Annotated in this window: 16 protein-coding genes and 2 pseudogenes; 10 read left to right on the forward strand and 8 right to left on the reverse strand. The window is 59.7% G+C overall.

What is annotated here, in order from left to right; genetic code table 11:
* Positions 1–27 precede the first annotated feature (27 nt).
* Positions 28–1,038: a YihY/virulence factor BrkB family protein gene (locus MAXJ12_RS31270; RefSeq protein WP_085984143.1), complete on the reverse strand. Its 1,011-nt coding sequence runs from the start codon at positions 1,036–1,038 to the stop codon at positions 28–30.
* Between the two features lie 3 nt (positions 1,039–1,041).
* Positions 1,042–1,530 carry a DUF992 domain-containing protein gene (locus tag MAXJ12_RS31275; RefSeq protein ID WP_008840203.1) on the reverse strand — a complete coding sequence of 163 codons (489 nt, stop codon included), beginning with the start codon at positions 1,528–1,530 and terminating at the stop codon, positions 1,042–1,044.
* Positions 1,531–1,735: 205 nt separating this feature from the next.
* Here MAXJ12_RS31275 and MAXJ12_RS31280 point away from each other — a divergent pair, with 205 nt between their 5' ends.
* Positions 1,736–1,984 carry a hypothetical protein gene (locus MAXJ12_RS31280; RefSeq protein WP_139044145.1) on the forward strand — a complete coding sequence of 83 codons (249 nt, stop codon included), beginning with the start codon at positions 1,736–1,738 and terminating at the stop codon, positions 1,982–1,984.
* A gap of 2 nt (positions 1,985–1,986) precedes the next feature.
* Here the strand turns inward: MAXJ12_RS31280 and MAXJ12_RS31285 are convergent, their stop codons facing one another.
* Complete coding sequence (locus tag MAXJ12_RS31285) at positions 1,987–3,261, reverse strand: DUF2254 domain-containing protein (protein ID WP_157999692.1); 1,275 nt, start codon at positions 3,259–3,261, stop codon at positions 1,987–1,989.
* Between the two features lie 430 nt (positions 3,262–3,691).
* Between MAXJ12_RS31285 and MAXJ12_RS31290 the strand changes: the two genes are divergently transcribed.
* The 3 genes from MAXJ12_RS31290 to MAXJ12_RS31300 all read left to right on the forward strand — a co-directional run bounded on the left by MAXJ12_RS31290 (position 3,692) and on the right by MAXJ12_RS31300 (position 6,412).
* The gene (locus MAXJ12_RS31290; protein ID WP_008840206.1) at positions 3,692–4,159 is read left to right on the forward strand and encodes an MgtC/SapB family protein; all 468 of its coding nucleotides are present in this window, start codon (positions 3,692–3,694) and stop codon (positions 4,157–4,159) included.
* 4 nt (positions 4,160–4,163) lie between these two features.
* Positions 4,164–4,631 (forward strand): DUF421 domain-containing protein, encoded by a 468-nt coding sequence (locus MAXJ12_RS31295; RefSeq protein WP_008840207.1) that lies wholly within the window; start codon positions 4,164–4,166, stop codon positions 4,629–4,631.
* A 950-nt stretch (positions 4,632–5,581) separates the two neighbouring features.
* The gene (locus MAXJ12_RS31300; RefSeq protein ID WP_008840209.1) at positions 5,582–6,412 is read left to right on the forward strand and encodes a manganese catalase family protein; all 831 of its coding nucleotides are present in this window, start codon (positions 5,582–5,584) and stop codon (positions 6,410–6,412) included.
* Between the two features lie 276 nt (positions 6,413–6,688).
* On the opposite strand, the gene MAXJ12_RS31305 is transcribed toward MAXJ12_RS31300, so the two are convergent.
* From MAXJ12_RS31305 to MAXJ12_RS40290, 4 genes and pseudogenes are all read right to left on the reverse strand, one after another.
* Positions 6,689–7,216, reverse strand: a complete 528-nt coding sequence (locus tag MAXJ12_RS31305) for a YciE/YciF ferroxidase family protein (RefSeq protein WP_008840210.1) — start codon at positions 7,214–7,216, stop codon at positions 6,689–6,691.
* Positions 7,217–7,504: 288 nt separating this feature from the next.
* Positions 7,505–7,732: a DUF768 domain-containing protein gene (locus MAXJ12_RS31310; protein ID WP_008840212.1), complete on the reverse strand. Its 228-nt coding sequence runs from the start codon at positions 7,730–7,732 to the stop codon at positions 7,505–7,507.
* Between the two features lie 404 nt (positions 7,733–8,136).
* A pseudogene (locus MAXJ12_RS31315) lies at positions 8,137–8,345 on the reverse strand (SMC-Scp complex subunit ScpB); the annotation flags it as partial.
* 274 nt (positions 8,346–8,619) lie between these two features.
* Positions 8,620–8,766: pseudogene (locus MAXJ12_RS40290) on the reverse strand (IS91 family transposase); the annotation flags it as partial.
* Positions 8,767–8,881: 115 nt separating this feature from the next.
* Here MAXJ12_RS40290 and MAXJ12_RS31320 point away from each other — a divergent pair.
* The 4 genes from MAXJ12_RS31320 (at position 8,882) to MAXJ12_RS31330 (ending at position 13,996) form a co-directional block, all read left to right on the forward strand.
* Positions 8,882–10,339, forward strand: coding sequence for a TrkH family potassium uptake protein (locus MAXJ12_RS31320; protein WP_008840215.1), 1,458 nt, complete (start codon positions 8,882–8,884; stop codon positions 10,337–10,339).
* A gap of 192 nt (positions 10,340–10,531) precedes the next feature.
* Positions 10,532–10,810 carry a hypothetical protein gene (locus MAXJ12_RS34775; RefSeq protein ID WP_050898960.1) on the forward strand — a complete coding sequence of 93 codons (279 nt, stop codon included), beginning with the start codon at positions 10,532–10,534 and terminating at the stop codon, positions 10,808–10,810.
* A 158-nt stretch (positions 10,811–10,968) separates the two neighbouring features.
* On the forward strand, positions 10,969–11,277 hold the full coding sequence (locus tag MAXJ12_RS34780) for a hypothetical protein (protein ID WP_050898962.1): 309 nt from the start codon (positions 10,969–10,971) through the stop codon (positions 11,275–11,277).
* 388 nt (positions 11,278–11,665) lie between these two features.
* Entirely contained in the window at positions 11,666–13,996 is a 2,331-nt protein-coding gene (locus MAXJ12_RS31330; protein ID WP_008840216.1) for a putative bifunctional diguanylate cyclase/phosphodiesterase, read from the forward strand.
* Here MAXJ12_RS31330 and MAXJ12_RS37330 read toward each other — a convergent pair.
* On the reverse strand, positions 13,977–14,360 hold the full coding sequence (locus MAXJ12_RS37330; RefSeq protein ID WP_139044147.1) for a hypothetical protein: 384 nt from the start codon (positions 14,358–14,360) through the stop codon (positions 13,977–13,979). The two genes, MAXJ12_RS31330 and MAXJ12_RS37330, sit on opposite strands and share 20 nt — an antisense overlap.
* A gap of 783 nt (positions 14,361–15,143) precedes the next feature.
* Between MAXJ12_RS37330 and MAXJ12_RS31340 the strand changes: the two genes are divergently transcribed.
* The gene (locus MAXJ12_RS31340; RefSeq protein ID WP_008840218.1) at positions 15,144–15,395 is read left to right on the forward strand and encodes a helix-turn-helix domain-containing protein; all 252 of its coding nucleotides are present in this window, start codon (positions 15,144–15,146) and stop codon (positions 15,393–15,395) included.
* 709 nt (positions 15,396–16,104) lie between these two features.
* Positions 16,105–16,305 carry a DUF6894 family protein gene (locus MAXJ12_RS31345; protein ID WP_008840222.1) on the forward strand — a complete coding sequence of 67 codons (201 nt, stop codon included), beginning with the start codon at positions 16,105–16,107 and terminating at the stop codon, positions 16,303–16,305.
* The last annotated feature ends 162 nt before the right edge of the window (positions 16,306–16,467 follow it).

A 16,467-nucleotide genomic window follows, 5' to 3' on the forward strand; every position in this document is an offset into this window, starting at 1 on the left:
ATACCCATTTCTCCCTGGGCTGAACGTTCAGGGCTTCTCGATCGATGACTTACCGATCGTGTCGGCCATGGTGGCACCTCGAGAGCCAATCGGCAGAGGCTCGCCGGTCGTCGTATCCTTTGCGGTCTGATGTTCCAGTTCGGCGTTGAGTTCGGCGCCAAAGAGCAGGATCATGACTGAGATCCAGACCCAGACCATGAAGCCGATCACGGCGCCAAGGGTGCCGTAGGTTGCGTTGTAGTTGGCGAAGTTCTCCAGATAGTACGAAAAGGCCATCGACGTGACGACCCAGACCACCGTGGCAATTCCAGAGCCCCATGTGAGCCACCGCCATTGTGGACGCTCGCGACTTGGACCAAAGCGGTAGATGAGCGAAATCGCTGCTGCAACCACGATCAGCAGGACGGGCCAGCGCAGCGTCTTGACGAGGGTCTCCGCCCACTGGCCAAGGTTCAGGAAGGCGAGCACGGCCGGCACTACGCCCACCGAGACCAGGAACAGAATGCCGATAAGGATCGAGCCGATCGTGAACGAGAATGTGACAAGATGCAGCCGAACCAGACCGCGCTTCTCCTGTTCTTCATGGGCGATGTTCATGGCTTGAAAGGTGGCTTTGATCCCATTGTTGGCGCTCCACAGCGCGATAGCCAGTCCGGCGACGAAGCCGAAGCTCAAGGCATTGGTTTCCTGGTCGGCCAGTGATCCAAGCTGGCTGCGGATGAGGTCCATGCCACCAGAGGGAAGCAGGCCGCCCAGAAACGAGATATGTTCCGCAATCGTATGCGGATTGGCCACAAAGCCATAGAGCGAGACGAAAGCGGCGAGCGCTGGAAACAGAGCCAACAGCAAGTAAAACGTCACACCTGCCGCGACCAGCATTATGCGATCCTCATTGCTCTCGCGAGCCACACGCCACAGCACATCCTTCCATCCAGCCAGCGGTATTCGCGAAGGGCCGGCCGCCTGCCGGCCTCGGCCCTGTTCACCAGCGCGTCGGCTAGTCGCCGCGTCCACCGAATGCGACCTCGGCTGGCTCATCCTCTACGCTTTCATCAAGCTGAGTTCGAGCTCGAGGATGGAAAGCGCGGCATTGACGAAGTCGGGGGCAGCGGTAAGCGGCTTGAGGTGGATCGACGACTCCATTCCGCCGATCAGGCCATTCTCTGGCTGCGTGCCCAGGGATCCCACATAGCGTCCTTCGAGATGGCCGGCTGGGGTGTTGATCGAGGGCCCGAACACGGTCCACGCCATGACGATCTGCCCTGGGTCCGGGACCGATGCGCCGATGCGCTTGACAATGCCCCGGAAGTTCGCCCGCGGCCCCTTGAAGAGTTCGAAATCACACGATAGCTCCCGCTCAATCCCGAACGGCTCCTCCGAGGCAGGAGAGAGTACGCAGGTCAGCGTTCCCATATGGGCCGTCGGGGATTGGGCCCCTGCCCGCGTAGTCGCGAACGCACCCGTGATCGCCATGGCAGCCAGGGTTAACGCCAGTGCAGCCGCGGTTGAGATCATCGGCGTATGCATCATCTCGCTCACCTTTCTTTGCACGGTGTTACAAACGCGAACCCACGGCGCTTGGTATTGTTCCCTAGCTGGTTGGCAGTTTCGCAGACCTCAGAAGGTGCATGCTTGGCCGCCGCGCAGACGCGACTCAAAAGATGATGGTTGCCGAAGCCACAGCTTTGTCTCGAGTTTCTGAAGCCACACCCTAGTAAGTTCACCTAGCGAAATGTTGAATTTTGAAACGATCAGCCTCGTCACGATGCGGGGCCCGGTCCCGCTGCCTGCTGAAATGCGCGATCGGGCCGCCGATGGAAGTGGCGGCGGGCAGGGCATCGACTGCAAGAAGGGCAACCTGATCGGCGGCTCCGACCCGCACAAGGACGGCTGCGCGCTCGACTCGCTGTTGCTCTGCGGGTCAATGCCTCCGGTTCTCAAACAGAAAGTTGCGTTGCCGAGCCGAGAAACTCGCGACCGGTGACTTCAGGAAGTCGCCTTGGCGGTTGCCAATTCTTCAACCGCCGCCCTAACGGCGGCAATATCTTGGGGAAGCTTCATTGAGAACTCGGCCCGGGCAAGGATCTCCTGAGCGAGTTGCATCGCGGGCTTCCGGAAATCGGAAGGCGCCGCCTTAGCAAGCGTCTTCAGGCCCCGCACCATGGCCAAGGTCACATCGACGGATGCAGACGCATCTCGCGAGATCGAGCCGAACGCTTCCGCAATGAGCTCGGCCGGCGCCACCGGTTCCACGGAGATGCGGCCGAATTTTGACTCTGCCTGCTCTCCATAAGCGCTTCGGGCCCAGTCGCCAAGGAGCCGGGTTTGCGAGAAGATGACGTCGATGGCGGTGCCGGGATCGTTCACTGCCGTGGACAATGCCCGACGCGCGATCTCCGCCAGAATGGTCAGACCATATCCGGGATCGTAGTCGAAGGTTCTTTCACCGCCCACTAGAAAGGCCTGGCGCATGCTTGTCAGACTGTCGTCGGGCGCCTCTCCAGCAGCCTGCGCCAGTATGGTGTCGTAGTCGACATAACTGCCCGGGCGGGCCAGGACGTGTATGCTGAGTTTGTGTCCCTCGGCAATTTCCTGGAGGCGTTCCCTGTCGAAGTGCTGGACGAAACCGACCCGCTCGGCCCGCACCGCGAATCCGCTGCCTGTCACGGACGTGCTTCTGCAGCACCCGTAGAGCGCAGCCGGACCGAGACGCTCGAGAGCGTCCTTCGTGGCCTTTTCCACACGATCGATCGTCTCGCCGACACGGCCGACGACCGAAATCTGTCCGATCCACCTGATGAGCGAAAACACGATCGCCAGCACGACGACGACGGTGGCGCCGAATAGAATGAGCCGCCCGCTCGTACTGTAGATCTCGCCGGACAACCCGATGATTCCGACGATGCTGAAAAGGAAAGCGCCGATGAACACGGATATGGATGTCTGTGCACGCCTGTCCTCAACGATGAGCGGAACGGCCCTGGGCGTCCCGGACTGGGATACGTTCGCCAGCAGGTTCACCAGTGTCGATAGAGCGAACACAGAGACCGTCAGCATGCTCGCGGCCACTATGCTGAGGATGCTTTCTACCGCCTCCTGCGAGACTGTGATCGGAAGATTACCGGGTCTGATCGGATCGGCAAAAAAGATGGTGGAGAAATAGGCGGCGGCAAGGACCAGGACGGCAAAGACCGAGAACAGCGCCGGCAGGAACCAAAGCCCCCGCGTGATCCGTTTGAACAGGAACCAATTGAGCGGCAAATCGTCCTCCTGCTGCACGAACGCGGCGAGGTAGCGGATGTTCCGCTAACCATGTGCCGGAACCAAGGCCATTCGGGAGCCGTTATGCCAAATCGGAAGCCGTGCGAGCAGGTGAGAGTAGCCGCCGGGCGTTGGCGATCGGGTATCCGCGGCAAGCCGTCTAGACGCCCACATTGATCGCCTCGGGATTTCGGCGGCGGCATCTGGATCAACTTGTCGGAGCCAACCTACCGCTTGCACGGCGCGCCCGAGCCGGAACTGGTCGACAAGACCCATTCGGATTGCCGCGTTCGCATGACCAACTGGAGCTTGCTGAGGTGGTTGAGCAGGGCACGATCGTGGAGTTCGTCGACAGGCAGCCCAATCACACCCGCAGCCATTTGCCTCACGTCGGGTCCAGAGGCTGACAAGGCCGCAGTTGGAGAAGGAAGTGCCTGACCTTGGCTTTGATCTCGATGTGCTCGTCTCCGATGTTGCACTGGTGCTGCTCGCCTTCGGACTTGCCTTTCCGATCGGCTGGGAACGCGGGCGTGGCCGTCACAGCGCAGGCTTTCGCACCCTGCCGATCGTGGCCATGGCAGCTTGCGGCTTTGCGATCATCATCGAGATGACGGCGCCTCAGGACACGGAAGCGCGTGCCCGAGTCTTGCAAGGGGTCATTACCGGGATCGGATTCATCGGCGGCGGTGCGATCCTTAAAAACGGCGGCAACGTCAAGGGCTTGGTGACGGCTGCCAGCATCTGGAACGCAGGCGCGATCGGAGTTGCGGTTGGACTTGGAAGAGCCAACATCGCGGTCGTGCTCAGTGTGGTCAATCTCCTCAGCCTGTGGCTGCTCACAAGGGCCAACCATGCGACCGGCAATGGGGATGGGCATAAAGGTGGAGACCGTGACTGAACCGATGCTGTTCGACACGTGGGGCAGTCTCCTGCGTATTCTGATAGTGGGCACTGCTGCCTATGTTGCCTTGATCATCATGCTTCGGGCGTCCGGCAAGCGGACCCTGAGCAAGATGAATGCCTTTGATCTGGTGGTCACTGTTGCGCTGGGATCGACACTTTCCAGCGTTCTTCTCAGCAGGTCCGTTCCGTTGGCTGATGGCGTGCTGGCCCTGGCGCTGCTGGTGTGCCTCCAATACGCGATCACGTGGCTCGCGGTGCGCTCGGATCGAGTACGCAACCTGGTAAAGAGCGAGCCTACGCTTCTGGTCAGGGATGGCACGTTCCTTGACCGGGCGATGAAGTCGCAGCGAGTGACCCGAGAGGAAATCCTGGCCGCGTTACGGCAGCAGGGCTCCGATGACATCAGCGAGGCGGCCTGTGTGGTTTTGGAGACCGACGGCTCGATCAGCATAGTCCAAAGTCGCTAACGTCATGACAACAAGAGGCTGGTTCTCCGTTTTCAACGCAGACCGACGCGTTCAAAGACCTCCGCCCCGCGATTGCCGATTCATCTCCAAATTCATGATGATTATTCGCGCCGGAAGGTCTGATGTGGCGGTTTCCATTAGTGAACACGAGACCTGAGCAGTGGAACCTTATCTCATTGAAACTGTTCGGCTCGGTTCTGCTTGTGAAGAAGCAGAGTTGGCCGTCACCGGATGTGATGTCGTTCCTTCTGGCGACTTGCCCTCCACGATCGGAGGGCGCGAGTTCGGCATATCGCCAACACTCGCGACTTGACCGAGCGGTAACGGCTACAATTGCGAAACGCTTGAGCGTCAAGCAGAGGGCTGGCGGGCAAAGCGCATTTCTAAGTTGCCCATCCGCTCTGATTTCCAAAAGCGTCACCTCAGCTTTTGCACGAGTGGGGCTGTTCCCTTAGGAAATCAGCTTCGGCCTCGCCGATCTTCCAGCCGATCGCGAATAGACCCATACAGGCCTCCTCCCGCAGAATCAGTTGATCCGGTCCAACGGCTTGACCCCAAAGACCACGACTGTGGGAACGACTCCCATCTGTTCGCGCACCCAGCGACGCCAGAGCTTCCACACCCCTTGCGGAAGTCTGCAACTGCCGCAAGATCAGAGCTACAAGGTCAGTCGGAAATCTCTTGATGGACGACAGAAAGATAGTCAGGCCAAACTCCTGCGTACAAAGGACTGTAACCATGACTAAGATTATCTATGGCCTACCCGGCGCGACGGGGGTTTCCCGCGCCGGCCCAGGTTCGGCAACGTACAGCGGCATTTGCATCTCGCAAGTGGCCCGCCAAACAGCGTGGCCACTTCTTTGTTCCGAAATACATGCAGCGCTTTTTTCGAACTCTTTCGGAACAACCATGTGGGCGCCGGGTTGGGCAAGCCCAACGGAGGTTACCACATGTACTACACCGATAAGAAACTGCAGTTTCCCGTCCGGGTTGAAAAGCCCAATCCGGTCTTTGCCCGCGCTCTTCAACAGGCCATTGGCGGTGTCGAAGGCGAAATTCGCGTGGCGCTGCAATACTTCTTCCAAGCCTGGGGCGCGCGCGGGCCAACCAAGTATCGCGACATGCTTCTGAACACGGCCACGGAGGAGCTTTCTCATATCGAGATGCTCTCGACCGCCGTTGCACTCAACCTTGAAAACGCTCCCATGTCCCTGAAGGAGCAGGTCTCGGAGGACGCGGTGGGGGGATCGGTGCTCAACGGAATGAACTTCCGGCACATATTGTCGACAGGCTTGGCCGCGCTTCCTGAGAACTCGAACGGCGTCCCTTTCAATGCATCGCATGTCTATGCCAGCGGAAATTTGGCCGCCGACATGATGGCCAATGTCACCGCGGAGAGCAGCGGCAGGGTTCTCGCGGTTCGGCTGTACAACATGACCGACGATCCGGGCATGAAGGAGATGCTTTCTTTCCTGATAGCGAGGGACACCATGCACCAGCAGCAATGGTTGGCCGCCATCGAGGACATGGGTGGGCTTGCGGCCTCGCTGCCGATTCCCAATTCGTTCCCGCAGGAACAGGAGCAGCAATATGTGAGCTACGCGTTTGTCAATTGTTTCGTCGAAGGCATTGATCCACCCGAGGGCCGGTGGTCGAGCGGCCCGTCGCTCGACGGCAAGGGGGAGTTCTCGACGGTTGCTGGCGAACCGACGGGAAGCGAGCCCGTGTTGGCGCCGCCGCGGCCAGACAGCGGCGCCCAGCACGAGCAGATCAGGGGATAGGCTTCGAAGCCGAACTGGCAGGCTAGCTATCCGCAGATAAGGAGGCCCACCACCAAAGACGGTGGGCCTCCCAACAAGCTATTACGCTTGCTGTCGCGCAGCAGCCAGCGCTGGCTAAAGGCGTTGAAGTTGCCGACGAGAACTGCCCGGCAACATCGCCATGGGGTCCGCTCCGGCTCTCGAAGGTCACGCAGGAGCTGGAATCACGAGTTGACAAGGCCGGCCTCCTTGCCATTGCAATGGAAAGGGAGGCCAACGGCCACCCATTCCAAATGGTCATGCAGCTTGTTGCAATGCGCGTTCGTTGACACCGCCCTCGCCAAGGGCGGAGAGCGCTTCGTCTGTTTTCGTCTCTTCTTCGAGTGTGGCCTTCAGGAGCTTCACCGCCTCGGATTTTCCAAGCTGTTCCGCCCACGCGATGAGGGTCCCATAGCGGGCGATCTCGTAATGCTCGACCGCCTGGGCCGCTGCCACGAGACCGGCGTCCAGGGCCGGAGCGCCCTTATACTCTTCGAGGATCTCCGAGCCTTCTTCCAGGATGCCGTCAATGGCCGGGCAGGTCTTGCCGCGAGCGGACTTGCCGAACAGTTCGAAGACCTGGTCGAGACGGTCTACCTGGCCTTCGGTCTCGGCCCGGTGCTTCTCAAAAGCCGCCGTCACCTCTTCGGATTCGGCTCCCTTCGCCATTTTCGGCAGCGCCCTCAAGATCTTCTTCTCGGCGTAATACAGGTCCTTCAAGCCGTCGAGGAATAGGTCTTCCAGACCCTTGGTTTCCGTTTTTGAGGCCTTCTTCGTGGTTGCCATTGTGTTCGTCTCCGGGTTGGTAGAAGCCTCGCCTGACGGAGGCCCCTGATAACCCGCCGCCCCAACAGTTGTTCCCATCATTTCGGGGTTTCAAGCGATCAGCCGTCCATCATTTCCAGGAGGCCGACTTCCTCCTCAACCTGTTCAAGCTTGACCTGCGCCGATATTTGCGTCCTTGCGGAACGCCTCGGCCAGTTCGGGCGCGCCGACTCCGCGGCTCGCCGAAGACGCGCGGCTTGTCGATATCCTCCTTCGCCCATCGGCGAATGAAGACCAGGCCCTTGAAGCTCATGCAGGATTTCCTTTGGGCGCTGCAACCGTCAGCTCGTCGGTGATCGCTTGTTCTATGTCGACCACGACCTCTTCCAGTTCCTCAAGCGGAACGCCCGCTTTCTTGGCGTCATTGGCGCACTTTTCCGCGAGGATCGGCGCCGACTTCTCCGGCGCCTTGAGGTGCCGGTCGGTAACTTTGGCATCGAGCCAACTGTCCATGAAGTCTTCTGCGCGTTTGCTCATTTGAGCCTCCCAGCGATTTCTTGAGCGGTCACTCGACACAACGCCATGCTGTGCAAAAGGATGCCGACAGCGGAACGACCGGCTATGCGGCGTGAGTGACAGAACGCCTGCGCCAAGCGTGTGCGATGCCAACCTGCACCGGTATCGATGTCTATAGATCACGGGCGGGAGGCTCGGTTGTAAGCATTGTCGCTTTCGAATCTTCCGCAAATCTGGAATCGGCAAAAGCCGCTTCGGTGGGGAAGCGGCCTTGCAGAATTTTTCATCGGCTCAGCGTTTCGGCTGCGAGCACGTCTTGTCGCGGACGGATTCCTCGGTCCGTTCGGCCGCGGACTTGAACACCTCGCTGACCCGGTCGATGGCAAAAGACACCACAAAGCCGAAATTCAAAATGACGAACTGCTCTACCCAGCCTCAACATCTTCATCGCGGGCTGGATCATCGAGCGCCGCCGGCATGTCTCCCGCCAGCAGCTTTTCCTTCGAAAGCAAGCTCGTCCTCGAGCGCCTCGGCGTCGGGCAGGCCGCGCAGCGAATTGAACCCGAACTGCAGCAGGAACTGTTTCGTCGTCACATAGGTAGGGCGCGCCCGGCGTCGGGCTGCGCGGCCCGGAGGTATGCCATGGAAGGAACTTTGGGCGTTGATGTTCGGCCATCGCATGTCAGCCGGATTCCTCCACCATCGCGTGTTTACCGCAAAACAATCCGGGCGCGAAGGCTCGCCTCGTACTGATCTTGGGGGATCGCATGACAGGGCTTCTCGCTCTATCGAGAGCCATTGACCGTATGAATGAGTGGCGCGCCTCCCCGTTGCGGCGGTGGTGCTTGACGCGGAAGGTCACACCGGCGCCGTCGATCGCAGTCAGGCCGCTGTGGCAATGGCGATAGCGAGCCGCACGTATGTAGGACGGCGGTTAAGCATGCGGGTGCCGAGGCGGCGCCGAACGGGAGGTCATGGATCACCGCCTTGTTCTGATCGGCGACGGCGGCGGTCTCGACCGGCAAGGTGAAGTCGAGGTGGAGGTAGTCGACCGGCTAGAGATTGGCAGGTGTATTGCATATTCATCCCGATGAAGCCACTGTTAGGCTTCCGACGCCCCCGGCTGGCTTGCCCCGCACGGGGGCGCGTCACGCCTGGGGTCCCGTCTACGTGAATAGAATTGCCGTTCGCGCCGCGATCCACGTTGCAGCCGTCTTCGCCCTCTATCTCTCCGCCGCGATGCTGATCCCGGCGGCGGTCGACCTCTATTTCGGCAACCAAGACTGGCGGGTCTTCGCCTTTTCGGCGCTGTTCATGGGCGGGCTTGCAATCGCGGTGGCGCTCGCAACGCAGGGACACGCGCCGCCGGTGACGACGCGGTTCGGCTTCTTCCTCGTCAATCTGCTCTGGCTGACTATGGCCATCGCCGGCGCTGTGCCATTTCTGGCCTCGTCACTGGAAATGAGCATGGCGGATGCCTTCTTCGAATCCGTCTCCGGCATCACCACCACCGGATCGACAGTGATAAGCGGGCTCGACAATGCCCCTCCGGGGCTGATCCTGTGGCGCTCGCTGCTGAACTTCATGGGTGGCCTCGGGGTCATCGCGCTCGGCCTATTCCTGCTGCCTTTCCTGAACGTCGGCGGCGTTTCCTATTTCAAGATCGAATCGTCGGACATCGAGGACAGACCGTTCGAGCGTTTCCAGACCTTCGCCATCAGCCTGATCGCAATCTACACCGGCCTCGTCGTTACCTGCGCCATCAGCTATGCGGCTGCGGGGATGGAAGGATTCAACGCCGTCAACCACGCAATGGCGACGCTCGCGACCGGCGGGTTCTCCCCCCACGACACGTCGTTCGTCCGCTATGCCGAAATGCCGGCGATCCTCTGGATCGGGGTTTTCTTCATGTTTCTCGGCGCCCTGCCATTTTCGATCATGATTCTGTTTGCGGTTCGCGGCCGTTTCGACGCACTGCGCGATCCGCAGATCCGGGTTTTCGCCGGCTATTGCATCGTGTTTACGGTCGCCGTCGCGATCTATCTGCGTGTCCAGCTCGATACGCCGTTCTTCGAGGCGCTGACGCATTCGGCCTTCAATTTTATGTCTATTATCACCACAACGGGATTCGCCAGCGACGACTACACGCAATGGGGTCCTTTCGCGGTCGTCTGCATCTTCGTCGCAACCTTCCTCGGCGGCTGCTCGGGTTCCACGACCGGCGCCATCAAGGCTTACCGGTTCCTGATCCTGTTCGAACTGATGGCCAACGGCCTGCGCCGGCTGATCTATCCGCATACAGTGCTGCCGGTTCGTTATGGAGACCGCACGATCGACCACGACATGCAGCGGACGATCGTGCTTTTCATCGCAGCCTTCTTCGTTATCTGGGCGATCGCGACGATCATGCTCGGCGCGACCGGCCTCGACCTCGTGACAGCGATGACCGGCGCGTTGACCGCGCTCACCAATGTCGGTCCCGGCCTCGGCCCGATCATCGGCCCAGTCGGTAATTTCTCATCGCTGCCGGATTCGGCCAAATGGATTCTTTCCTTCGCCATGCTGCTCGGACGTCTCGAGATTCTCGCCGTGCTGGTGATCTTCACACCGACTTTCTGGGCGCGCTGATCTTCCGCAAAGCTGGGCCAGCGCTCACTGGCGGAAAGAATTGTTTTCAAGGAATCCGGCTGGCATGCATTTTTGCGCCTTCCCAACCAACCAGCGATCAGCTGATTGCATATACAGCGCGGCGCAAGACCCTAATAAGCGCGCAACACAAAAACCCAAGGACCGTGAAAGATGGCACCGCCACATGAGAAATTGGCCGAGTCGCTCGCTGCGCTAAAAGAACTGCAGGATCAGCGGATCGTCGCCATCCGTTCGAGCAATCCCTCCCGCACCCATCGCGAACGGCCCCTCAAAGGCGGCTTTCTGCAAGAAGTCATGAAGGGTTGGTACCTTGCGACCAATCCGCATCAGCGCCAGGGCGAGACGACGGGCTGGTACGCCTCGTTTTGGGACTTTTGCGCCAGCTATTTGAGTGACCGCTTCGGCAAAGACTGGTGCATCGCCCCCGGGACCCTCGATCGCCCTTCATAACGGCAATCGCACGGTTCCGGGGCAATTGCTGGTGCGATCTCCCGTTGGCGGCAACAAGCCCACTTCCCTTTTGCACGGCACCTCGATTTTTGACTTGCCGGCTAGCACGCCCGCGATATTGCCGAATCAGACGGCCTTCGTCTCTACGCCCCTTACCGGTGGCGCTCATCGAAGCCTCACACGCCTTCTTCACGCAAAAGCGGACCGGCGCGAGGACGGCATTGGCGATGTTCTCGGACGCATCTGAAATTCTCGCGCGCCTCCTCGAAGGAGGTCACAGCACGATTGCCGGCCGCCTCGCCGGTGCTTTTCGCAACATCGGCCGCGAGCGGATAGCCGATGACATTGTCCGCAGTATGCAGGCTGCCGACTACACGGTTCGGGAGATCGACCCGTTCGATATACGGCTAGAGTTGTCTCTGCCGCGCCGCGAGACGTCACCCTATGCCGGACGTACTGGTCGATAGGAACGGCGCGAGTCCTTTCCGTCTGTACGACATGTGGATCGGCGATGATTTCCAAATACGGTCCGCACATCATGCATCGGTGGCGCACTTCGACCGCACGACTGCGATCCATGGTGGGAGAGCGAGACCCCGTCGCACCGCGAATGGAAGAACAGGTTTCGCGAGGAATGCAGGGAGATCTCTCATATTGCGCCCGACGGGAAATCCACCGTGCCGACATAAAGACCCCATCCGGAATCGTTATCGAGGGTGCAGCACTCGGCGATGACGGATGCGGAACGGCTGTCTCGGGAAGCCTTCTACGAGAACCTGGTGTGGGTGGTCGACGGCTGATCCGTCGTTTTTGTCAAATCGGAGCTCCTGTCTGCCGGGGAGCCTCTTGCTAGGCATGCACTATGCCGCACACCAAAATTTCGCGCTCGTCCGGGCTGCAGTCGGCAACAGCCTGTTAATGCTTCAGGTGGCAAAGTTACGGAAGAACAAGAACAATTGCCGGTTTCATGTAATGGGTCACTTCGGAAGCCCAAGCGCCCTGCGCTTCTTCATCCGCACTGTCGTTCCCTTTTTTGCCGCCGCGATAAGTCTCAACCTGATCGCGGGTAGCCTCTTGTACTGGTCGACGGCAGAGGCGGATCGGATCTCCGTAGAGCGCCAGAGGGCGCTGGTCGATCTCGTGGTGTCGCAGTTGCGATCCACGGTCGCACATGATCAGGAAAGCGTCACCGTATGGGACGACGCGGTCGAGAATGTTCGCGCAGGGGCGACGGACTGGATCGACGTCAATCTCGGCAGCTGGATGAACACCTACTTCGGACATGACGGTGCTTATGTCATCGATTCAGAAAACCGGCCGCTCTACGCTGCCGTAGACGGAACAATGGCCGATCCGGAGATGGTTCGTGATATCTGGCCACAAACTCAGCCCCTTGTAGAGGAGTTGAGGAACCGCTTGAGATCTGGAGACGCATCGGGGACTTCGGATCAGGTTCTGACGATCGGCACCTCGGAGATTTCGGTGGTTTCCGGACGGCCCGCAATCATAAGTGTCAAGCCGATCGTATCGGATAGCGGTGAAATTGAGCAGCCTGCGGGAGGGGAAGCCCTGCACATCGCGGTCCGCTACCTTGACGACAGCCTCGTAAGGGAACTCCAAAACAGCTATCTGCTCGACGGCCTCAGGTTCTCCTGGACACAAGATCATGGTCGGGATGAAGGTGTCAGCCCGTTGATCGACTCGGCTGGCAAAGCGATCGGACACTACGTCTGGACGCCGTATCGCCCAGGCACGGTCGTATTCGGCGATGTCTGGCCGGTGCTTCTGGCCCTCTTCATCGCGGGCATAGTGGCCTTGGTAGGTTTCTTGATCGTGCTCCGCCGCCGCTCCTTGTCCCTCAACCGCACGCAGGCTGAAATAAGGCACCTCGCCTCCCACGACGTGCTCACCGGATTGCCGAACAGAAAGCAGTTCGAGATCCGTTTGGATGAAGCACTTGCTGCAATCGCGAAAGCCGGGGAGCGGGTGGCGGTCCTCTACCTCGATCTGGACAAGTTCAAGGAGGTGAACGACACGCTGGGGCACCCGGCGGGTGATGAGCTGCTGCGCGAGTTCGCCGATCGGTTGCGCCGCCTGACGGACGAACGCGATACGGTCGCGAGGTTGGGCGGCGATGAGTTCACGATTATTCTCCGCAATCCCGCCGATGAAGCCCAGATCGAGCAGCTATGCACAAGGATCGTCGAAACTGCCCGCCATCCCTTTGAACTTGCCGGAACGCAGGTCTTTATTGGGGTAAGCGTCGGCGCAGCAATTGCACCGAAGGACGGTGTGGAACGCGTTGCCATTACCCGCAAGGCTGATATCGCGCTTTACACGGCCAAAGCAAACGGCCGGAGCGGCTATGCAATTTTCTCCCCTGCCCAGGAAGAGTTGGTTACGGAAAGGCGCGCACTCGAGCGGGACCTTCGTGAAGCTCTAGATGACTCTGGCCAGTTCTGCGTCTACTATCAGCCTCTCTACGCCGCCCGGAGCCGCGGGCTTGCCGGAGCAGAGGCACTCGTCCGCTGGGACCATCCCGTACGTGGTCGCGTGGCGCCTGATGCCTTCATTCCGCTGGCGGAGGAAACAGGCCTGATCGAGCGGCTGGGCGCATTTGTGCTCAATGAAGCGTGTAGCGCGGCAGTCAACTGGTCTGTCGAGACGCTCGCCGTCAACGTCTCGGCAGTTGAGCTACGGAGCCCAGTGTATGCTGTTCGTGTCGCCAACATACTCATGGCAACGGGCATGAGTCCGCGTCGGCTCGAGCTTGAAGTGACGGAAACGGCCCTTTCCGACAAGGACGGGCACGTGCAGCAAAATATCCAAGCACTCAAGGAGCTTGGCGTGAGGTTCGCGCTCGACGACTTCGGAACCGGGTTTTCCTCTCTGGGCCGCCTGCAACAGCTCGATGTGGATCGCATCAAGATCGATCGCAGCTTCGTCCAGGGCTTTGGTTCCGAAAATGGTGACGAGGCGATCGTCAGAGCGATCGTCGACCTCGCAAAGGCAACGGGCCTTAAGACGACTGCGGAAGGCGTCGAAACCGTCGAGCAGGATCGCTTCTTGGGGTCGATCGGCTGCGACGAGCTTCAGGGCTTCCTGCTGTCACGTCCACTACCGAGATACGAATTCGAGGAGATTCTTGCAGGCCTGCAGTCACAGGTTAGGCAAAATCGGATCTAGCCATCGCCTTAGGCATCAGCTCAACCCCGACGTCGAGCCACGAAAGCGGGTGCCCAAGGATTTGGAACAAGATGCTCTTGCGGCAGTTTTCAAGTATCCAAGGGGAACTCCTCAGGGCAACCCCGAACCCCTTGGAAAAAGGAAGCCCGCCGCTGCTTCGGGTCCCCTCTCGCGCGGCGGGTTTCTTGCGTTCAGACCCGGCAGATGATTTCCGAGTACATTGAACCGGTGCGGTTAAACGTGCGCAGCAGCCGCAACACGTCGCGTCATCGAGCGTATCGCCCAGCTTCCTTCGCTTCGACAGGCGAACCTTGCCGGGATCAAGCCAGGCATCGAATGCGGTATGGTCGAGAATTTCAGGCATCCGGCCGCGGATTCACAAACACCGGTCCCACACATCACGACCCCCGCGCGGAACAATTCGGGCCAAATGTGGTTGAAGAACCACGACCCGGAGGGCGGGAGGTAGAACCTCTGGGCAGGGTGAGAGCCGAGCCACCTCCTCGTGTGTGCGCCGGCTCTCCCCGCTTCGCCGCCAAATAGCAGTATTACCGCTGGCGCTTCGCGCCTGGACATGGCGATCTCCGATACTTTGAGAATTGCCGCACTAGAACATAATTCTTCAGTCGTCATTCTCCCAAGAGGAGCCCTCCATTTTGGAACAATTGCCCGCTAGGGCGGGTTCGCTCTCGACAGGGAGAGCGTGATGGCAGATGGTAAAAGCAAGAACAGCAAACAGGACCAAGGTCGCCTATCGTCCGGTGATCACTATGAGATTCGCGACTTCGCCCATGAGTTCGACATGTCCCTAGGGCAGGTCCGCGACTTGATCAGGCGGCACGGCAATGACCGTGCGACGCTTGAACGCGAGGCTCGGAAGCTGAAGAGGATAAGCCATTCAACGAATGCCTAGGCTGCGCATCTCGCAAAAAACCGGACAACGATTCCGCTGCGTCGCGGACAGTGCTTTACTGGGCTGTGACCAAATCAACAAAATCGGGGGAGCGCGCCTGAACGCTGGGTACTCGCCGACATCCGCTCAGACCAAGCCGGACATGCAACGGGTGAGGCTGCCGAGCGTTTCATGATGCCGGAATCGGTCCGGATAGCGCAAAACAATGGCAGCGGAAGTAGCTCATAAAGAACTATGACGTCAGGTGAATTTCGGGCAATCCGCAAGCGGCTCGGCCTTACTCAAGCGCAATTGGCGTCGCTGCTCGGTTACACCAGCTCGATGACAATATCGGCGTTCGAGCGGCGCACAAACCCAAGGATTATCCCGGCGCATCTGGGCTGGCTGATGGAGGCGCTCGACAACGGTTTCTGGCCGCGCGAATGGCCGCCGAAAAGGTCTAACGTACAAGGAGGCGATGGCGCAGATGGTGGTGCGGCATATTGAAATGGATGCCTCTCCGTGTCAGCGGCAATATCGAACTTTGTCAACCAATGACGCTTTCGGGTAGGTTGGTGACCGGTTGAACGCTCGCTTCACAGACCTGTTGGAGACACACCAAGACTCGTCCCGTGTCGGTTTTGTACACACGCCCACAGATCGACGGCGCGCACCCTCATACTTAATTATCGGCTGCACGATGTTACGGGCGCAGCCGACCAGGCGATACGCGTGCTCTTGCCCTTTGAAAAAGGGGGGAGCCGATGCCGCACTCCGCAAATTCGCTTTACAGAACAGGGTGCTCTGCATGCTCAACCTGCAGGACCGGTTCCTGATCTCGCCCCATCTGGATGTGAAGCTTGGACTGCGCAATCACCTGGAACAGCGGCATGGCGATCAAGTTCGTGTACTTCTTCGAGGAACGCATCGGCTCGATTGTCGCCGAGATGGCGACTGGCCGGGAGGCCGAAGCGGGCATTCTGGGCCATGAGACATGACAGGAACGGCTGCCGTTCTCGGCGACGATCTGGCGCCGCAACGGATCGATCCGTGCCAAGCGGCAAAATCGTCATCCGTGATCGAAAGCGCTGATCGCGCCCGCTGAGGGTAGCTATGGCGCACCCGAAGCTGGGTACGAAAGGCCGATCAGTGGCAGTCCAGTCCGCTCGAAGGCTGTGGGATCTCGACAGCAGTGAGCCCATAGGAGACTAACCGCATGGCCCTTTCCCTTTATTATTTGGACCTACGCAACAATGACCGGCTCTTTTCGGACACCGAAGGAACATGGCTGGCCGGCGACAGGAATGCGGCCAGGACCGAGGCTTTTAGCGCCCTCATCGACTATGCACGGGAAGTCACACCCACGGTCATGCGCCGTCTTGCCGTTGAAGTCGGCGACGAAAACAGCACCTCTTGAAAGCCGTAATGGCGTTGGTCATCGAGGTCGCTGTCTCAGAGGCCCCCAACCGCCAAAGCACCAGAAAAATCGGGACGCGGGCTGCAATTCTCCGCCCACGGCTCGCGATGAATTCCGCTGCATGGGCTAATCAGCGCGCCACGGATACGGTCCCAATCGACG

Source organism: Mesorhizobium alhagi CCNWXJ12-2 (genome assembly GCF_000236565.1).
Lineage (GTDB): Bacteria > Pseudomonadota > Alphaproteobacteria > Rhizobiales > Rhizobiaceae > Allomesorhizobium > Allomesorhizobium alhagi.